Annotated in this window: 19 protein-coding genes and 1 rRNA gene; all 20 read left to right on the top strand. The window is 56.4% G+C overall.

Features of this window, described 5'->3' with window-relative positions; all coding sequences use genetic code 11:
- The first annotated feature begins 3 nt into the window (after window positions 1-3).
- Window positions 4-396: a 30S ribosomal protein S8 gene (gene rpsH, locus DA373_RS14520; protein WP_107853012.1), complete on the top strand. Its 393-nt coding sequence runs from the start codon at window positions 4-6 to the stop codon at window positions 394-396.
- Window positions 397-405: 9 nt separating this feature from the next.
- Window positions 406-939, top strand: coding sequence for a 50S ribosomal protein L6 (rplF, locus tag DA373_RS14515; protein WP_107853011.1), 534 nt, complete (start codon window positions 406-408; stop codon window positions 937-939).
- 9 nt (window positions 940-948) lie between these two features.
- Window positions 949-1,302: a 50S ribosomal protein L18 gene (rplR, locus tag DA373_RS14510; RefSeq protein WP_094278374.1), complete on the top strand. Its 354-nt coding sequence runs from the start codon at window positions 949-951 to the stop codon at window positions 1,300-1,302.
- Between the two features lie 14 nt (window positions 1,303-1,316).
- Window positions 1,317-1,817 (top strand): 30S ribosomal protein S5, encoded by a 501-nt coding sequence (rpsE, locus tag DA373_RS14505; protein WP_094278375.1) that lies wholly within the window; start codon window positions 1,317-1,319, stop codon window positions 1,815-1,817.
- A gap of 6 nt (window positions 1,818-1,823) precedes the next feature.
- Window positions 1,824-2,006 carry a 50S ribosomal protein L30 gene (rpmD, locus tag DA373_RS14500; RefSeq protein ID WP_014290666.1) on the top strand — a complete coding sequence of 61 codons (183 nt, stop codon included), beginning with the start codon at window positions 1,824-1,826 and terminating at the stop codon, window positions 2,004-2,006.
- Window positions 2,007-2,010: 4 nt separating this feature from the next.
- Window positions 2,011-2,445, top strand: coding sequence for a 50S ribosomal protein L15 (rplO, locus tag DA373_RS14495; protein WP_014290665.1), 435 nt, complete (start codon window positions 2,011-2,013; stop codon window positions 2,443-2,445).
- Window positions 2,446-2,453: 8 nt separating this feature from the next.
- On the top strand, window positions 2,454-3,785 hold the full coding sequence (gene secY, locus DA373_RS14490; protein ID WP_014290664.1) for a preprotein translocase subunit SecY: 1,332 nt from the start codon (window positions 2,454-2,456) through the stop codon (window positions 3,783-3,785).
- A gap of 26 nt (window positions 3,786-3,811) precedes the next feature.
- The gene (gene rpmJ / locus DA373_RS14485; RefSeq protein WP_014290663.1) at window positions 3,812-3,928 is read left to right on the top strand and encodes a 50S ribosomal protein L36; all 117 of its coding nucleotides are present in this window, start codon (window positions 3,812-3,814) and stop codon (window positions 3,926-3,928) included.
- Window positions 3,929-4,075: 147 nt separating this feature from the next.
- On the top strand, window positions 4,076-4,432 hold the full coding sequence (rpsM, locus tag DA373_RS14480) for a 30S ribosomal protein S13 (protein WP_014290662.1): 357 nt from the start codon (window positions 4,076-4,078) through the stop codon (window positions 4,430-4,432).
- A gap of 14 nt (window positions 4,433-4,446) precedes the next feature.
- The gene (rpsK, locus tag DA373_RS14475) at window positions 4,447-4,839 is read left to right on the top strand and encodes a 30S ribosomal protein S11 (RefSeq protein ID WP_014290661.1); all 393 of its coding nucleotides are present in this window, start codon (window positions 4,447-4,449) and stop codon (window positions 4,837-4,839) included.
- A gap of 30 nt (window positions 4,840-4,869) precedes the next feature.
- Window positions 4,870-5,490, top strand: a complete 621-nt coding sequence (rpsD, locus tag DA373_RS14470; protein ID WP_014290660.1) for a 30S ribosomal protein S4 — start codon at window positions 4,870-4,872, stop codon at window positions 5,488-5,490.
- A 24-nt stretch (window positions 5,491-5,514) separates the two neighbouring features.
- The gene (locus DA373_RS14465) at window positions 5,515-6,504 is read left to right on the top strand and encodes a DNA-directed RNA polymerase subunit alpha (RefSeq protein WP_107853010.1); all 990 of its coding nucleotides are present in this window, start codon (window positions 5,515-5,517) and stop codon (window positions 6,502-6,504) included.
- A 44-nt stretch (window positions 6,505-6,548) separates the two neighbouring features.
- A complete protein-coding gene (rplQ, locus tag DA373_RS14460; protein WP_014290658.1) occupies window positions 6,549-6,941 on the top strand; it encodes a 50S ribosomal protein L17 in 393 nt (130 codons plus the stop codon).
- A 201-nt stretch (window positions 6,942-7,142) separates the two neighbouring features.
- Complete coding sequence (locus DA373_RS14455; protein ID WP_198650326.1) at window positions 7,143-9,251, top strand: NosR/NirI family protein; 2,109 nt, start codon at window positions 7,143-7,145, stop codon at window positions 9,249-9,251.
- Window positions 9,244-11,130 (top strand): TAT-dependent nitrous-oxide reductase, encoded by a 1,887-nt coding sequence (gene nosZ, locus DA373_RS14450; RefSeq protein ID WP_107853008.1) that lies wholly within the window; start codon window positions 9,244-9,246, stop codon window positions 11,128-11,130. Before DA373_RS14455 ends, nosZ begins: the two co-directional genes overlap by 8 nt.
- 8 nt (window positions 11,131-11,138) lie before the next feature.
- The gene (locus DA373_RS14445; RefSeq protein ID WP_107853007.1) at window positions 11,139-12,437 is read left to right on the top strand and encodes a nitrous oxide reductase family maturation protein NosD; all 1,299 of its coding nucleotides are present in this window, start codon (window positions 11,139-11,141) and stop codon (window positions 12,435-12,437) included.
- Window positions 12,406-13,332 (top strand): ABC transporter ATP-binding protein, encoded by a 927-nt coding sequence (locus tag DA373_RS14440; protein ID WP_107853006.1) that lies wholly within the window; start codon window positions 12,406-12,408, stop codon window positions 13,330-13,332. The genes DA373_RS14445 and DA373_RS14440 overlap by 32 nt, the downstream gene beginning before the upstream one ends.
- Entirely contained in the window at window positions 13,304-14,140 is an 837-nt protein-coding gene (locus tag DA373_RS14435; protein ID WP_107853005.1) for an ABC transporter permease, read from the top strand. Before DA373_RS14440 ends, DA373_RS14435 begins: the two co-directional genes overlap by 29 nt.
- Window positions 14,141-14,142: 2 nt before the next feature.
- Entirely contained in the window at window positions 14,143-14,643 is a 501-nt protein-coding gene (locus DA373_RS14430) for a nitrous oxide reductase accessory protein NosL (protein WP_107853004.1), read from the top strand.
- A 419-nt stretch (window positions 14,644-15,062) separates the two neighbouring features.
- A 16S ribosomal RNA gene (locus DA373_RS14425) occupies window positions 15,063-15,134 on the top strand; the annotation flags it as partial.

Genomic DNA, 15,134 nt, shown 5'->3' with positions numbered 1-15,134 from the left:
ACAATGAGCATGCAAGATCCGATCGCGGATATGCTGACCCGCATCCGCAACGGTCAGGCAGCCAACAAAGTTGCTGTCTCCATGCCTTCCTCCAAGGTCAAGGTAGCGATTGCCAAGGTCCTGAAAGAAGAAGGTTATATCACTGACTACGCTGTATCCGGTGACACCAAGGCCGAACTGGAAGTTACTCTGAAGTATTTCCAGGGCACCCCCGTGGTTGAACTGCTGCAGCGTGTAAGCCGCCCCGGTCTGCGCATCTACAAGAAGCGCGACGAACTGCCGAAGGTTATGGCCGGCATGGGTGTGGCCATCGTTTCCACGTCTCAAGGTGTGATGACCGACCGTGCCGCGCGTAAAGCCGGTATGGGTGGTGAGATCATCTGCTACGTTGCTTAAGGAGTAGATATGTCTCGCGTTGCTAAGGCACCTATCGAAATTCCTGCCGGCGTAGAAGTGGCGTTGAACGGTCAGGAAATCACCATCAAGGGTGGCAAGGGTACACTGAACCGTACCATCAATGCCGCCGTTGAAATCAGCCAGAACGACAACCAGTTGACCTTTGCCCCCCGTGAAAACGTGGACGGCGCCAATGCCCAAGCCGGTACTGCCCGTGCTCTGGTCAACAACATGGTTATCGGTGTTACCCAAGGCTTCGAACGCAAGCTGCAGCTGGTTGGTGTGGGTTATCGTGCTCAGATGAAAGGCAATGCAATTGCCCTGTCTCTGGGTTTCTCTCATCCGGTTGAGCATGCGCTGCCTGAAGGCGTTTCTGCTGAGTGTCCGTCCCAGACCGAGATCGTTCTCAAGTCTGCCGACAAACAGCTGATCGGTCAGGTTGCTGCCAACATCCGTGCGTACCGCAAGCCGGAGCCCTACAAGGGCAAGGGTGTTCGCTACTTTGGCGAGCAGGTTCGCAGCAAAGAGGCTAAGAAGAAGTAAGGTAACACTATGGACAAAAAAGCAGCTCGTATCCGCCGTGCTACTAAAGCACGCAAAAAGATGCTGGAACTGGGTGCTACTCGCCTGGTGGTTCACCGTACTCCGCGCCACATCTATGCCCAGGTTATTTCACCGGACAGCTCTGCTGTTCTGGCTTCCGCGTCTACCGTCGAGAAGTCTGTTCGCGAACAGGTGAAATCTACCGGTAACATCGATGCCGCCGCGCTGATCGGTAAAATCATCGCTGAGCGTGCGCTCGAGAAAGGTGTTAAAGAGGTCGCTTTTGACCGTTCCGGTTTCCAATATCACGGTCGTGTAGCCGCTCTGGCTGCTGCTGCCCGTGAAGCTGGTCTTCAGTTCTAAGGGTGGAGTCGAAAATGGCAAAAATCGAAGCTCAAGCCGGTGAACTGCAAGAAAAGCTTATTGCAGTAAACCGTGTATCAAAAGTTGTAAAAGGTGGTCGTATCTTCTCCTTCACCGCACTGACTGTGGTAGGTGATGGTAACGGTCGCGTTGGTTTTGGTTACGGCAAGGCCCGTGAAGTACCCGCCGCCATTCAAAAGGCGATGGAACAGGCTCGTCGCAACATGCGTACCGTTGGCCTGAACAACGGCACCCTGTTCCACCCGGTCAAGGGTCGTCACTCTGGCTCCAACGTGTACATGCAGCCTGCTTCCGAAGGTACCGGTATCATCGCCGGTGGTGCCATGCGCGCCGTTCTGGAAGTAGCCGGCGTGCACAACGTACTGGCCAAGACCTACGGTTCCACCAACCCGAACAACGTCGTTCGCGCTACCATCGACGCTCTGGCTCATATGAAGTCGCCCGAGCAAGTCGCTGCCAAGCGTGGTCTGAGCGTTGACGAAATTCTGGGGTAATGCGCCATGGCTAACAAGACTGTAAAAGTTACTCAGACCCGCAGCTCCATCGGCCGTCTGCCTAAGCACAAGGCAACGCTGCGTGGCCTCGGTCTGCGTCGCATTGGTCACACCGTAGAGCTGGAAGACACAGCTTGTGTACGCGGTATGATCAACCAGGTTTACTACATGGTTAAGGTAGAGGAGTAATCGCATGCGTTTGAATACTCTGTCTCCTGCCGCCGGCTCCAAGCCTTCCGCCAAGCGCGTAGGCCGTGGTATCGGTTCCGGTCTGGGCAAGACCGGCGGCCGCGGCCACAAGGGTCAGAAGTCCCGTTCCGGTGGTAAGGTTCGCAACGGTTTTGAAGGCGGTCAGATGCCGCTGAAACAGCGTCTGCCGAAGTTTGGTTTTACTTCGCGCAAGTCTCTGGTCAGTGCTGAAGTTCGTCTGAGTGAACTGGCGAAAGTTGAAGGCGACGTGGTGGATCTGAACACCCTGAAGCAGGCTGGCGTTCTGACCAAGAACATCCAGTTTGCCAAGGTTGTACTGTCCGGTACCATTGACCGTCAAGTGACTGTGGTCGGCCTGGGTGTCACCAAAGGTGCCCGTGCTGCCATTGAAGCCGCCGGCGGTAAAATCGAGGAATAATAAGTACTATGGCCAAGAAACCAGGATTAGAAGCTAAAAACGCACAGGGCGGGCTGAGTGAACTGAAAAGCCGTCTGCTTTTCGTTCTGATCGCGATTGTCGTGTTCCGCGCCGGCTCCTACGTGCCTATTCCTGGTATTGACGCCGCCGTACTTGCCGACTTGTTCCAGCAACAACAGGGTACCATCATTGAAATGTTCAACATGTTCAGTGGTGGCGCCCTGGAACGAGCGTCCATACTGGCGCTGGGGATAATGCCGTATATTTCTGCGTCCATTATCATTCAGCTGCTGACTGTGGTTCACCCTCCCTTGGCTGAGCTCAAGAAGGAAGGTGAAGCGGGTCGCCGCAAAATCAGTCAGTATACCCGGTATGGTACGCTGGTTCTGGGCACCATTCAGGCCATCGGTATTGCCACCGGTCTGCCGAACATGATGCCGGGCCTGGTGATTAATCCGGGTCTTGCATTTTACTTTACGGCAGTGGTGAGCCTGGTCACCGGCACCATGTTTCTCATGTGGCTGGGTGAGCAGATTACCGAACGAGGCATTGGTAATGGTATCTCGTTGATTATTTTCACGGGTATTGTTGCCGGCCTGCCTTCGGCCATCGGTGCCACGGCAGAGCAGGCGCGTCAGGGGGAATTGCACATTCTGTTGCTGTTGCTGCTGGCCGTGATCGTGTTTGCTGTGACTTACTTTGTGGTATTTGTTGAACGTGGCCAGCGCCGCATTGTGGTGAACTACGCCAAGCGTCAACAAGGCCGCCAGGTGTTCGCGGCACAGAGTACACACCTGCCCCTGAAAGTGAACATGGCGGGGGTTATTCCAGCGATTTTTGCATCCAGCATTATTCTTTTCCCGGGTACCGTGGCCTCATGGTTCGGTCAGGGCGAAGGGTGGTTTGCCAACCTGCTGCAGGAGCTGTCGCTCACGCTGCAACCCGGCCAGCCGCTGTACGTAATGTTGTATGCCGCTGCCATCATCTTCTTCTGTTTCTTCTATACCGCGCTGGTGTTCAATCCGCGCGAGACGGCAGACAACCTGAAGAAGAGCGGTGCCTTCATTCCGGGTATTCGCCCGGGTGAACAGACAGCGCGCTACATTGATAAAGTAATGACTCGCCTGACCCTGGTCGGTGCCCTGTACATTACCTTTATCTGTCTGGTTCCACAGTTCCTGATGACAGCCTGGAACGTCCAGTTTTACTTTGGCGGAACCTCGCTGTTAATTATTGTGGTCGTCATCATGGATTTCATGGCTCAGGTGCAAACCCACATGATGTCTCATCAGTATGGCGATGTCCTGAGAAAAGCGAACCTGAAGGGCTACAACCGTTAAGGTTCGGTTATTTACGGAGTTAAGCAATGAAAGTCCGTGCTTCCGTTAAGGCTATTTGCCGTAACTGCAAGATCATCAAGCGTCACGGCGTGATTCGCGTGATCTGCACCTCTGACCCCAAGCACAAGCAGCGTCAGGGTTAAGGCTAAAAAAGTTACGGTTTAGCTTGAAAATTGAAGGCAGGCTGGCTAAAGTAGCCAGCCACCTTCGTTAGGTGAAAAGTTCAGCCATTACGTATCCTCGACGGGCTTTGTAATGGCTTTTTATTCGTTAATATGTAGGAGTGCATAGTGGCCCGTATCGCTGGCATTAACATTCCTGACCATAAACATGCCGTCATCGCTTTGACCGCTATTTATGGCGTCGGTCGTACCCGCTCCAAGGCCATCTGTGCCGCAGCCGGTATCGCCGAGAATGTGAAAATTAAAGAATTGGATGAAGCTCAGGTAGAATCTCTGCGTGAGCAAGTGGCCAAGTTCACCGTTGAAGGTGACCTGCGCCGCGAAGTTTCCATGAACATCAAGCGTCTGATGGACCTGGGTTGTTACCGTGGCCTGCGTCATCGTCGCAGCCTCCCCGTTCGCGGTCAGCGCACCAAGACCAATGCTCGTACGCGCAAAGGTCCTCGTAAACCGATCAAGAAATAACGGGAAGGTAGATCATGGCTAAAACTCCGGCTCGTAGCGCTCGCAAGCGCGTCAAAAAGCAGGTGAGCGACGGTATCGCCCACGTTCATGCTTCTTTCAACAACACCATCGTAACCATCACCGACCGTCAGGGTAATGCTCTGTCCTGGGCAACTGCCGGTGGTTCAGGTTTCCGTGGTTCCCGCAAGTCCACCCCGTTCGCGGCTCAGGTAGCTGCCGAGCGTGCCGGTGAAATTGCCAAGGAATACGGCGTCAAGAACCTGGAAGTAATGGTTAAAGGTCCGGGTCCGGGCCGCGAGTCATCCATCCGTGCGTTGAATGCTGCGGGTTTCCGCATCACCAACATCACCGATGTGACTCCCATCCCGCACAACGGTTGTCGTCCTCCCAAGAAGCGTCGCGTATAACGCTTCTTGTAGGATAGTTGGAGAAAGAACATGGCAAGATATCTGGGTCCCAAGCTCAAACTGAGCCGTCGCGAGGGCACTGACCTCTTCCTGAAGTCAGGTGTTCGCGCGATCGATTCAAAGTGTAAAATTGATACCGCACCCGGTCAGCACGGCGCTCGCAAGCCCCGTCTGTCTGATTACGGTGTACAGCTGCGTGAAAAGCAAAAAGTTCGTCGTATCTACGGCGTGCTGGAAAAGCAGTTCCGCAACTATTACAAAGAAGCTGCGCGCCTGAAAGGCAACACTGGTGAGAACCTGCTGCAGCTGCTGGAAGGTCGTCTGGACAACGTCGTATACCGCATGGGCTTTGGTGCTACCCGCGCCGAGTCTCGCCAGCTGGTGAGCCACAAGGCCATCCTGGTAAACGGTCAGGTTGTTAACATTCCTTCCTTCCAAGTTTCTCCCGAAGACGTAGTCAGCGTTCGCGAGAAGGCCAAGAAGCAAGCCCGGATCAAAGCTTCCCTGGAGCTGTCCGGTCAACGTGAAAAGCCGACTTGGGTAGAAGTTGACGCTACCAACATGCAAGGCACCTACAAGCGCCTGCCTGAGCGTAGCGACCTGTCTGCCGAGATTAACGAACAGCTGATCGTCGAGCTTTACTCCAAGTAAAGCTGGCTTCTAAGAGAGGACACAATGCAGGGTTCTGTAACAGATTTTCTTAAGCCGCGTCTGGTTGATATTGAACAGATCAGCCAGACTCATGCCAAAGTGACTCTCGAGCCGCTGGAGCGTGGCTTTGGTCATACATTGGGTAATGCGCTGCGTCGTATTCTGCTTTCTTCCATGCCTGGCTGTGCCATCACCGAAGTTGAACTCGACGGTGTGCTGCACGAGTACAGCAGCAAGGAAGGTGTCCAGGAAGACATTCTGGAAATCCTGCTCAACCTCAAAGAGGTTGCCATCAAGCTGGAAGGCAAGGACGAGGTTACCCTGTCACTGACCAAAACTGGTGCAGGTCCCGTAACTGCAGGCGACATCACCCATGGTGATGACGTCGAGATCGTTAACCCAGAGCACGTCATCTGTCATCTGACCGGGGACGACGCCGACATCAGCATGCGTCTGAAAGTGCAGCGTGGCCGTGGCTATGTACCCGCCTCCGCCCGTGCACACAGCGAAGACGACGAGCGTCCGATTGGCCGCCTGTTGCTGGATGCGGCTTACAGCCCCGTGGTTCGTATCGCCTACAATGTAGAGGCGGCCCGTGTTGAACAGCGTACCGACCTGGACAAGCTGGTTATCGACATGGAGACCAACGGCACTCTGGATCCGGAAGAAGCCATCCGCCGTGCGGCCACCATCATGGCCGAACAGCTGGAAGCCTTCGTGGATCTGCGTGACGTCAGCGAGCCTGAAGAGAAAGAAGACAAGCCTGAGTTCGATCCTATCCTGCTGCGTCCTGTCGACGATCTGGAACTGACAGTTCGCTCTGCGAACTGTCTGAAGGCAGAAGCGATCCATTACATTGGTGATCTGGTACAGCGTACCGAGGTGGAGTTGTTGAAGACTCCCAACCTGGGTAAAAAATCTCTTACCGAGATTAAAGACGTGTTGGCGTCTCGTGGTCTGTCTCTGGGCATGCGCCTGGAGAACTGGCCGCCTGCCAGCATCGCTGATGAATAAACCGGATCACGGGTTTTACCGATTTAGTTAGGAAGGATTAGGTCATGCGCCATCGTAAGAGTGGTCGTCAACTGAACCGGAACAGCAGCCACCGTCAGGCCATGTTCCGCAACATGGCCAGCTCCTTGGTTCGTCATGAAGTTATCAAGACGACTCTGCCCAAGGCAAAAGAGCTGCGTCGTGTGGTTGAACCTCTGATCACACTGGCCAAGAGCGACAGCGTTGCTAACCGTCGCCTGGCATTTGCCCGCACTCGCGACAGCGAAGTAGTTGGCAAACTGTTCAACGAACTGGGACCCCGCTATCAGGAGCGTCCGGGTGGTTACACCCGCATCCTGAAGTGCGGTTTCCGCGCTGGCGACAACGCCCCTATGGCTTACATTGAGCTGGTAGGTCGCGACGTTGAAGCGCAAGAAGCAGCTGCTTCTGAAGAGTAAAAATCAAAAGCCGGGTTCGCCCGGCTTTTTCTTTTCTGTAATTCCCACCTGAATCCCACCCTTCTGCTATACCTTTGAACCATCACTGATCTGGATCAAGCCGGAGCGACTTGTGTGTGGTTATTATTAAGCAAATGGAATGCAACTTTTGGTGGCGTGATGTCATTGTTTTTCCGGCTGTTTTCTCTGTGGGGATTGTGCGTGAGTCTGGTACTTGCCGCAGAAAGTCCCGTTCCCGAGCAGCGGCTGGCAGACTGGTACCCCGACTCCACCATCAGCGCCATTGAGCAGCCCTTTGCCGGCTGGCAAATCACCAGTGGCGATAGCACCCGCTATGCCTTTCTTACCCGGCAGTTTGCCGATATTTCCGCCTATTCCGGCAAACCGGTGGAGATGTTGCTGGCCATGGACGAGCAGGGCCGGCTGGAGCACAGCCTGGTGGTGGAGCACCACGAGCCCATACTGCTGATAGGTATTCCCGAGAGCAAACTCACCGCCTTTGTCAGCCAGTATGAGGGAGTCGGGTTTAATGAGCGGGTGCAGGTGGGCCTGTCCCGCCGGGATGACATTCACTCGGTGGACGGCGTTACCGGCGCGACCGTGACCGTGATGGTGATCAACCAGACGGTAATGCGCGCCCTGCGTGCTGCCCACCAGGCGCTGGCACAAGGACAGAGGGTAACCGCCGCGCCTGCTGCCGAGGCGGCCATCCTGATAACAGACTGGCAGCCGCGCAGCTGGCAGACCCTTAAAGAGCAGCAACTGATCCGTTCCCTTGTGCTGACTGAAGGTGAAGTGGAAAGCGCCTTTGCCGGCACCCGTGCCGCCTCACACAAGCCTTCTGAAAACCCTGATACGGCCTTTATGGATCTGTATTTTGCGCCGCTGCGGCCGGCCGAGGCCGGTATCAACCTGCTGGGCCAGACCCGGTACGACAAGTTGCTGGCCGATCTTGGACCGAATGACCAGCCCATTCTGGTGGTGGCCAACAGTGATTACAGCTTTCGCGGCAATGGCTTTGTACGTGGTGGCATTTTCGACCGGGTACGGGCCTGGCAGGGGCCGGAAGAAATTGCCTTTCGGGATATGGACTACTACCGCCTGGCCCCGTCGGATCTCAAGGCTGAAAACACGCCCCGCTTTGGTGAGCTGGCGATTTTTATCGCCCGCGACGGCGCCCTGGATTTGAGTCAGCCCTGGCAGTTTGAGCTGATGGTGCGCCGTCAGGTGGGCGCGCTGGACAGTGAATTTGCCAGCTTTTATGCCGATTACCGGCTGCCTGAAGCCTATCTGAGCCTGCCGGCACCGGAAGTTCCCTCAGCTTCCGATTTGGCCCTGGAAGAAGAAACCCCGCTGTGGATCAGCCTGTGGCAAATGAAGCAGGTGCAGATAGTGGTGCTGCTCACCGGCCTGGCGGTGCTGATGATCATACTGTTTCTGCAGGACTGGCTGGTGCAGCATCCGGCCCTGATGCACCGGGTACGTATCGGTTATCTGTGTTTTACTCTGTTCTTTATCGGCTGGTACAGCCTGGCCCAGCTGTCGGTGGTCAACGTCTTTACCTTTTTGCATGCGCTGTTCAGCGGCTTTCAGTGGTCGTCGTTTCTGCTCGATCCCATGATGTTTATTCTGTGGAGCTTTGTGGCCCTGACCCTGCTGCTGTGGGGCAGGGGCATCTTCTGCGGCTGGCTGTGCCCGTTTGGCGCCCTGCAGGAGCTGGTGAACGAGGCGGCGCGCAAGCTGAAGATCAAACAATTTACCGTGCCCTTTGCTGTTCATGAGCGGCTGTGGGCGCTTAAATACCTGATTTTACTGGGTCTGTTTGGTCTGTCGCTGCAGTCTCTGGCCCTGGCCGAGCAGGCGGCGGAAGTCGAGCCCTTTAAAACCGCCATGACATTGCGCTTTATGCGGGAGTGGGGCTATGTGGCCTATGCCCTGAGCTGGGTGGTGATTTCCCTCTTTTTACGCAAGGCCTATTGCCGCTATGTGTGCCCTCTGGGCGCGGCGCTGGCGGTGCCGGCCCGGCTGCGGTTGTTTGACTGGCTCAAGCGCCGCCACGAATGCGGCAACCCCTGCCAGCTTTGCGCCAAGGAATGTGAAGTGCAGGCCATTCACCCGGACGGCCGCATCAATGCCAACGAGTGTCACTACTGTCTGGATTGTCAGATCACCTACTTTAACGAGCGAAAGTGCCCGCCACTGGTGATGAAGGCGAAGAATCGCCGTCGTCGTGAACTGGAGCGGGAAGCCGCCCGAATCAAGGTCACCAATGTGGGTGCCACAACACCACAAGGAGAGTCGAATGAGTAAGAATGACAAGCATCAAGAGCCGAGCGAACACGTCAAACTGAGCCGGCGCCTGTTTCTGGGCGGATCGTCCGCCCTGCTGGCCACGGCGGCGGCCGGCGGCGGCCTGAGTCTGGCGTCATCGCCGGCACTGGCGGCCACCGGCCAGACTGGCAATGTGGCCCCCGGTGAGCTGGATGAGTATTACGGCTTCTGGAGTGGTGGCCATCAGGGCGAGGTGCGGGTACTGGGCGTGCCTTCCATGCGTGAAATCATGCGCATTCCGGTGTTTAACGTGGACTCGGCCACCGGCTGGGGCATTACCAATGAAAGCCGGCGCATTATGGGTGACAGCAGCAAGTATCTAAATGGCGACTGCCACCACCCTCATATTTCCATGACCGATGGCAAGTACGACGGCAAGTATCTGTTTATCAACGACAAGGCCAATACCCGGGTGGCGCGCATTCGGCTCGATATCATGAAGTGCGACAAGATGGTCACCATTCCCAATGTGCAGGCCATTCACGGCCTGCGGTTGCAGAAGGTACCGCACACCAAATATGTGTTCTGCAACGCCGAATTTATCATTCCCCATCCCAATGACGGCAGCAATCTGAAAAACCTGGACGCCGCCGAGCAGTACACCATGTTCAACGCCGTGGATGCCGAGACCATGGAGGTGGCGTTTCAGGTAATGGTGGACGGCAACCTGGACAACACCGACGCCTGCTACACCGGCAGGTATGCCGCCGCCACCTGTTACAACTCGGAAGGCGCCACCACCCTGGGTGGCATGATGCGCGAGGAGCGTGACTGGGTAACGGTATTTAACATTCCCCGTATTGAAGCGGCGATCAAGGCCGGTGACTTCGTTACCCTCGGGGACGCCAAAGTGCCGGTGCTGGACGGTCGCAAGGGCTCCAAACTGACCCGTTATGTGCCTGTGCCCAAGAACCCTCACGGCCTAAACACCTCGCCGGACGGCAAGTATTTTATCGCCAACGGCAAGCTGTCGCCGACCGTGTCGATGATCGAAATCGACAAGCTGGAGGATCTGTTTAACGACAAGTTTGACGATCCGAGGGCGGTGATCGCCGCCGAGCCTGAGCTGGGCCTGGGGCCGCTGCACACCACCTTTGACGGTCGTGGCAATGCCTACACCACACTGTTTATCGACAGTCAGGTGGTGAAGTGGAACATGGCGGATGCCGTCAGGGCCTATAACGGCGAAGACGTGGACTATATTCGCCAGAAGCTGGATGTGCAGTACCAGCCCGGCCACAACCATGCCTCTCATACCGAAGCCCGGGATGCGGATGGCAAATGGCTGGTGGTGCTGTGCAAGTTCTCCAAGGATCGCTTCCTGCCGGTGGGCCCGCTGCATGCGGAAAATGACCAGCTGATCGATATTTCCGGCGAGGAAATGAAGCTGGTGCACGACGGTCCCACCTATGCCGAGCCTCACGACTGTATTCTGGTGCGTCGCGATGTACTGAGTCCCAAAAAGATCTGGGAGCGTAATGATCCCTTCTTTGCAGAGACCGTGGCCATGGCGAAAGCAGACGGCGTGACTCTGGAGCGGGATAACAAGGTGATCCGCGATGGCAACAAGGTGAGGGTGTACATGACCTCGGTGGCTCCCAACTACGGTCTGACCGAGTTTACCGTGAAGCAGGGGGATGAAGTCACTGTGACCGTCACCAACCTGGACATGATTGAGGATGTGAGTCACGGCTTCTGCATGGTGAACCATGGTGTGAGCATGGAGATCAGCCCCCAGCAGACCTCGTCGGTGACCTTTATTGCCGACAAGCCCGGGGTGCACTGGTACTACTGCAACTGGTTCTGTCACGCCCTGCACATGGAAATGGTGGGTCGCATGCTGGTTGAGCCGGCGTAAGGTCCGTCATGGTCAAGCGTTGGCTATGGTTGCTGCTGTTGGTGGCCGGGTCGGAGGCGGCGGAGATGCGGCTGACGCCGGCCTCCGTTGCCGCCCTCGATCAGGTGGCGGCGGGGGAAACAGTGATCCTGGAGCCGGGTATCTACCCGGCTTTACGCCTGTCCCAAACCCTGACCCTGAAAGGGGAAGCCGGTGCCGTCATCGACGCCGGCGGCAAGGGCCATGGCCTTTTTCTGAATGCGCCCGGTATTCGCGTGTTTGATCTGGCCATTCGCAACTGGGGCGCGGATTTGGGCGCACTGGACGCGGGCATTTTTATCAGTGGCAAGGCCAGTGATACCGAAGTGGCCCGAGTGCAGTTTAACGGCCCCGGTTTTGGCATCTGGGCCGAAAGTGCAAAGCGGCTGTACCTGCACCATAACGATATTGAAGGGGACACCTCGCTGCGCTCTCAGGACAGGGGCAACGGCATTCATCTCTTTGATGTGGGCGACAGTCTGGTGGCACACAACCGCATTCGCCGGGTTCGCGACGGCATTTATATCAATTACAGCCATCACAACCGCCTGATGGGCAATCGCATGAGCAAGCTGCGCTACGGCATTCACTATATGTATTCCAACAATAACGAAGTCTCCGGGAACGTCACTGAGCATACCCGCACCGGCTACGCGCTTATGCAGTCCCGGCAGCTGACGGTCACCGGGAATGTCTCTGAGCAGGATGAGAACTACGGCATTCTGATGAACTACATCACCTACTCCACCATCAGCGGCAACCGGGTCAGTGGTGTACGGTCCAACAGCCGGCTGATTAACCCCAGGGGAGCCGAGGGCAAGGCCATGTTTGCCTATCAGGCGGTGGGTAACGAGATCAGCGACAACTGGCTGGCTCACAGTGATCTGGGTCTGCACATGACCGCCGGCTCGGAGCAGAACCAGATTTTTGGCAATGCCCTGGTGGGCAACCGCACTCAGGTGCGTTATGTCTCCAACCGGCCTCAGGAGTGGTCCCGGGATGGCCGGGGAAACTACTGGAGCGATTATCTGGGCTGGGATCTGGATCAGAACGGCCTGGGGGACGTTCCTTATGAGCCCAACGACGGCATGGACAGGGTCTTGTGGCAATATCCGGCGGCTCGCTGGCTGCTCAATGCGCCCGTGGTCAGCCTGCTGCGCTGGATACAACAACAGTTTCCGGTATTCCGGGGGCCGGGCGTCACCGACTCTTACCCGTTAATGGCATTGCCGGACACCATGGCCGAAGGGAGGCATGATGAGCATTATTCGCTTGCGGCAGGTCATTAAGTGCTTTGCCGGTCGTGAAGTACTGAAACGCATCTCGCTGGAGGTTCAGCCCGGCGAGGTGCTGGGGCTGCTGGGCCATAACGGCGCCGGCAAGACCACCACCATCAAGCTGATCCTTGGTTTGCTGCAGCCCGATGACGGCGAAGTACGAGTGATGGATCAGGATCCGGCAAGCAGTGATTTTCGCGAGCTGCGCCGGCACCTGGGTTTTTTGCAGGAAAACGTCAGTTTTTACGATCAGCTCAGCGGGGCCGAGGTAATCACCTATCTGGCCAGGCTCAAGGGCATGGCGCCGGCTCAGGGCATGGCGCTGCTGGAGCGGCTGGGGCTGGCCGAGGCCGCTTACCGCCGGGTAAAAACCTATTCCAAGGGCATGCGGCAGCGGCTGGGTCTGGCTCAGGCCCTGCTGGGACAACCCAAAGTGCTGCTACTGGATGAACCCACTGTAGGGTTGGATCCGGTGGCGACTCACCACTTTTATGAGCAAATCGACGAACTGCGCCGGCAGGGCTGCGCCATTGTGCTGTGCTCCCATGTGCTGGCGGGCGTTGAGCCTTACCTCGACAGAGTGGCGGTAATGGGGCAGGGGCGTCTGCTGGCGTCGGGCAGTCTCGATGCCTTGCGTGCCGAGTCCCGTTTGCCGGTGACCCTGACGTTAAAAGGAAAAGAGTTGTTACCTGCGCTCCCTGAGCGTTTTCACGGACTGGTGACCGACGCGAATGAGCAACAGCTGGTGCTGCAAACGGACGCCACCGGACAGCGGGTTCTGGCAGAAGTGATCTGCAGTCTGCCCGACATAGAGCAATTTCACTGGCAGCAACCCAATCTGCCTGAACTGTATCAACATATCTGCTACGGAGCCGCCGATGCGCACATTGCTGATCATTGCCCGTAAGGAATGGCTGGATGGCATTCGCAACCGCTGGATACTGGCCATTGCCCTTGTGCTGTGGGCCATGGCGGTGGGGCTGGCCTACTTTGGCGGTGTCGCCTCCGGCCTGGTGGGCTTTACCTCCATTGAATCCACTCTGGCCAGTCTGGCCAGTCTGGCGGTGGTGATATTGCCGTTGATTGCCCTGATGCTGGGCCACGATGCCCTTATTGGTGAGGCGGAGCGAGGCACCTTGTTATTGCTGATGACCTATCCGCTCAGCCCAGGGCAACTGCTGACCGGCAAATTCGCCGGCCAGGCGCTGATGCTGGCGGCAGCCACCGGGCTGGGGTTTGGCAGCGCCGCCCTGACCCTGCTGCTGTTTACCGATGGACTCGATGCTGTACTGGTAGCCCGGTTGTTCGGCGCCCTGATCCTCTCCGCCATTCTGCTGGGCTGGATCTTTCTGGCCATGGCATACGTTCTCAGCGCCTGGGTCAGTGAAAAGGGCAGGGCGGCCGGTGCCTCGCTGCTGCTCTGGTTCTTTTTTGTGGTGGTGTTCGATCTGCTGATGCTGGGTCTGCTGGTGGGGTTGCCGGACCAACTCGACTTTGCTTCCTTGCCCTACCTGATGCTGCTTAACCCGGCGGATGTCTTCCGTATCTTCAATTTGGAGCTGCTGTCGGACAGTGACGTCAAAACCGGGGTCATGGCCGCAAGCAGTGGGCTGGCCTTGGGCTCGGCCGGGCTGCTGGCCTGCCTGCTGGTGTGGCTGACAGCCCTGGTGGGGCTGGCCCGTTTTCTGTTTCAACGTTCACTGACAAGGATATAAGCATGCGAATAGTCGGATTGATGCTGGCGGCCCTGTTGCTGACCGGGTGTGGAGAGCAGGATACAAATGTGCTGGCACGGCAGGCCGTAGCCATCGAGCGGGGAGACGAGTGTCATTTGTGCGGCATGGTGATCAGCCAGTTTTCCGGGCCCAAGGGTGAAGCCTATGAGCAGGGCGTGGAAGAGGTTCATAAGTTCTGCTCCACCCGGGATCTGCTGAACTGGGCGCTGGAGCCTGAAAACCGCCATGCCCGTCAGCAAATGTGGGTACATGACATGAGCAAGGTTCCCTGGGACCAGCCCGATGACGAACATTTTATTAATGCCGAAAGCGCCTGGTATGTAGTGGGTTCCAGTCAGACCGGCGCCATGGGGCCGACTCTGGCCAGTTTTGGTGACAGAGCCGTGGCCGACGCCTTTGCCAGTCAATATGGCGGCGAGGTACTGGGTTTTGACCAGCTGAGGCTGGATAAAATCAATCAAAATAACCATACAATGCACTGATTTGTGCATAACTCTGTGGTTAACATGTGATTTTGCTGGGTTAATGAACATTCGGTGCCGAGAGTCATATTTTTGTCAAAAAAGCCCTTGCGCAAAAATCGCGGATCCCTATAATGCGCCCTCACTGACACGGCGGAACACGCCAACGGTCACAAGGGTTGAAAGCGAACGACATAAAGTTCAAAGCAACGCTTGACGAACAAAAAGGATTGCGTAAAATACGCAGCCCTGACCAGCGAAAGCGGTCAACGCTCTTTAAGCAGCCTTGAGCTGCAGAGCATCGCTCTTTAAAAATTAGTATCAAGCAAACTGTGTGGGCACTCGCAGTCGATTGAGAAACAAAAAATATTGTTTTTCAATGATTTGTGAAGTGCACTAGTAATAGCAGCAATTCAGATATTCATTGAGCATCAAATCTTTAATTGAAGAGTTTGATCATGGCTCAGATTGAACGCTGGCGGCAGGCCTAACACATGCAAGTCGAGCGGTAA

This window comes from Oceanimonas marisflavi, assembly GCF_003049725.1.
Classification (GTDB): domain Bacteria; phylum Pseudomonadota; class Gammaproteobacteria; order Enterobacterales; family Aeromonadaceae; genus Oceanimonas; species Oceanimonas marisflavi.
Note: the sequence above shows the minus strand (reverse complement) of the source record. Positions and strands in the feature narration are given on the sequence as shown.